The sequence below is a fragment of the Caballeronia sp. genome (genome assembly GCF_028292365.1).
Lineage (GTDB): Bacteria > Pseudomonadota > Gammaproteobacteria > Burkholderiales > Burkholderiaceae > Caballeronia.
In genome coordinates this window covers 1-3628 of sequence record NZ_JAQGMM010000566.1, presented here as the reverse complement: position 1 = coordinate 3628, position 3628 = coordinate 1, and the positions used below count along the sequence as shown (strand labels likewise).

The 3628-nt window shown below is 60.7% G+C and carries 2 protein-coding genes and 1 pseudogene; all 3 read left to right on the top strand.

All coding sequences use genetic code 11. The features are described 5' to 3' along the window. Positions 1 to 2016: transcription-repair coupling factor (mfd, locus tag JWR14_RS33395; RefSeq protein WP_299717988.1), on the top strand; the 2016-nt coding region annotated here is incomplete at its 5' end. Positions 2017 to 2105: 89 nt separating this feature from the next. Then, positions 2106 to 3350: an acetylornithine deacetylase gene (argE, locus tag JWR14_RS33390; RefSeq protein WP_299717986.1), complete on the top strand. Its 1245-nt coding sequence runs from the start codon at positions 2106 to 2108 to the stop codon at positions 3348 to 3350. Between the two features lie 39 nt (positions 3351 to 3389). After that, positions 3390 to 3628, top strand: a pseudogene (locus JWR14_RS33385) (threonine/serine dehydratase); the annotation flags it as partial.

The window sequence follows — 3628 nt, the reverse complement described above, 5'->3', positions numbered from 1 at the left end:
CATGGTATTGGGCGCTATATGGGCCTGGTATCGATGGATCTGGGTGAAGGCGAAACCGAGTTCCTCCATCTCGAATACCAGAACGAAAGCAAGCTGTACGTGCCGGTCGCCCAGTTGCACGTGATCTCGCGCTACAGCGGCGCGGACCCGGAAAGCGCGCCGTTGCACGCGCTCGGCTCCGGTCAGTGGGACAAAGCGAAGCGCAAGGCCGCGCAGCAAATCCGCGATACGGCGGCCGAACTGCTCAATCTCTACGCACGCCGCGCGCTACGCGAAGGTCACTCGTTCCCGCTGGAAGCGCGCGATTACGCGAAGTTCGCGGAGAGTTTCGGCTTCGAGGAAACGCCCGACCAGGCCGCGGCAATCACCGCCGTGATAGGCGATATGACGAGCGGCAAGCCGATGGACCGGCTGGTTTGCGGCGACGTCGGTTTCGGCAAGACGGAAGTGGCGCTGCGGGCGGCGTTTATTGCGGTGATGGGTGGCAAGCAGGTCGCTATTCTTTCACCGACCACCCTGCTCGCTGAACAACACACGAACACCTTCACCGACCGTTTCGCCGACTGGCCCGTGAAGATCGCCGAACTCTCGCGTTTCAAGAGCACGAAGGAAGTCGGGGCATCGATTCAGGCGATCAATGAAGGCACGATCGATATCGTCATCGGCACGCACAAGCTGCTCTCCACCGACGTGGTGTTCAAGCGGCTCGGGCTGGTGATCATCGACGAGGAGCATCGTTTCGGCGTGCGTCAGAAGGAGGCGCTGAAGGCGCTGCGCGCGGAAGTCGATGTGCTCACGCTCACCGCTACGCCCATCCCACGCACGCTCGGCATGGCGCTGGAAGGCTTGCGCGACTTCTCGATCATCGCCACCGCGCCGCAAAAGCGCCTCGCGATCAAGACCTTCGTTCGACGCGAAGAAGACGGCGTGATCCGTGAGGCGATGCTGCGCGAACTCAAGCGCGGCGGCCAGGTTTATTTCCTGCACAACGAAGTCGAGACGATTGAAAACCGGCGCGCGATGCTCGAAGCGCTCGTGCCCGAAGCGCGTATTGCGGTCGCGCACGGGCAGATGCACGAGCGCGAACTCGAACGCGTGATGCGCGATTTCGTCGGCCAGCGCGCGAACGTGCTGCTGTGCACGACGATTATCGAAACGGGGATCGACGTGCCGAGCGCAAACACGATCCTGATCCATCGCTCCGATAAATTCGGCCTCGCGCAGTTGCATCAGTTGCGTGGGCGCGTTGGGCGCTCGCACCACCAGGCTTACGCGTATTTGCTGGTTCACGATCCGGCCGCGCTCACGAAACAAGCGCAGCGGCGGCTTGAAGCGATCCAGCAGATGGAAGAACTCGGTTCAGGCTTTTATCTCGCGATGCACGATCTGGAGATTCGCGGCACAGGCGAAGTGCTCGGCGATAAACAATCGGGAGAAATTCACGAGATCGGCTTCCAGCTTTACACCGACATGCTCAACGACGCCGTGAGAGCGCTGAAGGAAGGCCGCGAGCCCGATCTGAACTCGCCGCTCGCCGCCACGACCGAGATCAACCTGCACGCACCGGCCATCCTTCCCGCTGATTATTGCGGCGACGTGCAGGAACGTTTGTCGCTGTATAAACGCATGGCGAACTGCGAAACAAGCGATGCCATCGACAGCATTCTTGAGGAGCTGATCGACCGTTTCGGCAAGCTGCCGCCGCAGGCGAGCGCGTTGGTCGAGACGCATAAGCTGCGTCTCGCGGCCAAGCCGCTGGGCATTATCAAGATCGACGCGGCCGAGCATGCGATTGCTTTGCAGTTCATTCCGAACCCGCCCGTCGATGCCATGAAGATCATCGAAATGGTGCAGAAGAACAAGCACATCAAGCTCGCAGGGCAGGACAAGCTGCGCATAGAGGTGCGCAGTCCGGATCTTGCCGTGCGGATTTCGACGGTGAAGGAAACGCTGCGTGCGCTGGGCGCGCCGGTGCGGCAGCAGAAACCTGCCGTCGCGTCTTTGCCTTCTCGCTGAACCAGACACATCCGCGCACTGCCTTATCCGGCGGTGCGTGGCCGGTTTTTTCGGTATTATCGAAAGTGAAAAATTCCAAGGAGAGCGTCATGTCGCAGATCGCTGAATCGACGGATTCCGTCGCCCAAACACCCTTTTCCAATGCGTCGTCCCCTGCCGAGCCGGCGTCGTTGCCGTGGATCAAGAAGCTCGTCTCCTTCGACACCGTCAGCCGCAACCCGAACATGGGCTTGATCGAAACCGTGCGCGACGAACTGCGCGCAGCCGGTATCGAGAGCACGCTCAGCACCGATCCGTCCGGCAAATGGGCCAACCTGTTCGCAACTGTGCCCGCGCACGATGGTGCGACGAACGGCGGCATCGTGCTGTCGGGTCATACGGACGTGGTGCCGGTCGACGGCCAGAAATGGGACAGCGATCCGTTCAAGCCCGAAATCCGCGATGGCCTTTTGTACGGTCGCGGGACCTGCGACATGAAGGGGTTTATCGGTGCATCGCTGAGCTTGTTGCCGAAGATGCAGGCCACGAAACTCGCGCGGCCGATCCATTTCGCCCTCTCCTTCGACGAAGAAGTTGGCTGCGCCGGCGCGCCGCTAATGATCACCGACCTGCAAAAGCGCGGATTGCGTCCCGATGGCTGCATTGTGGGCGAGCCAACCAGCATGCGGCCGGTCATCGCGCATAAGGGCATCAATGCGTACAACTGCTGCGTGCGCGGGTTTGCCGCGCATTCATCGCTGACGCCGAAGGGCTTGAACGCGATTGAATATGCAGCGCGGCTGATCTGCTACATCCGCGATGTCGCCGATGAATTCCGCGCGCAAGGCCCGTTCGACGAACAGTACGACGTGCCCTTCACGACTGCACAGACCAGCACGATCAATGGCGGCAACGCGATCAACACGGTACCCGCCGAATGCAACTTCGCGTTCGAATTCCGCAATTTGCCGACGCTTGATCCAGAGCCGATTTATCAGCGCATCGAGAAATATGCACGGGAAGAGTTGTTGCCGAAGATGCAGAAGGAACACGCGAACGCGGCGATCGAGTTCTCGAAGATTGCCGCAGCGCCGGGGCTGGATGCGTCCGAGCAAGCGGCGATCACGCAACTGGTGCGCGCGCTGACCGCGAATCAGGAAAAGCGCAAGGTAGCTTACGGGACGGAAGCGGGCTTGTTCCAGCTCGCGGGCGTGCCGAGCATTGTGTGCGGGCCGGGGAATATCGAGCAGGCGCATAAGGCGAACGAATACGTGTCGCTGGAGCAGCTTGTGGCGTGTGAAGCGTTTTTGGGCAAGTTCATTCACAGCATGTCGGTTGAGGCGCAGGTGCGTTGATGTCTGTTGAAATTGCTCGTTGAGATCACAAGGGAATCCATGTCCACCGCCCATCACTCCGATAACACCATCGACGGCACGCCGATTCCCACGCTCGACGATATCGCCAGCCAGCACATGACGCTCTCGCCGTGGGTCGCACGCACGCCGTCCTTCGAGCGTCACGACTTTCCCACGCTGGAAGGCACGCCGGTCAACTTCAAGTTCGAGCTGCTGCAGGTGGGTGGCACGTTCAAGACACGCGGCGCGTTTTCGCATCTGCTCGCGCTCACGGAAAG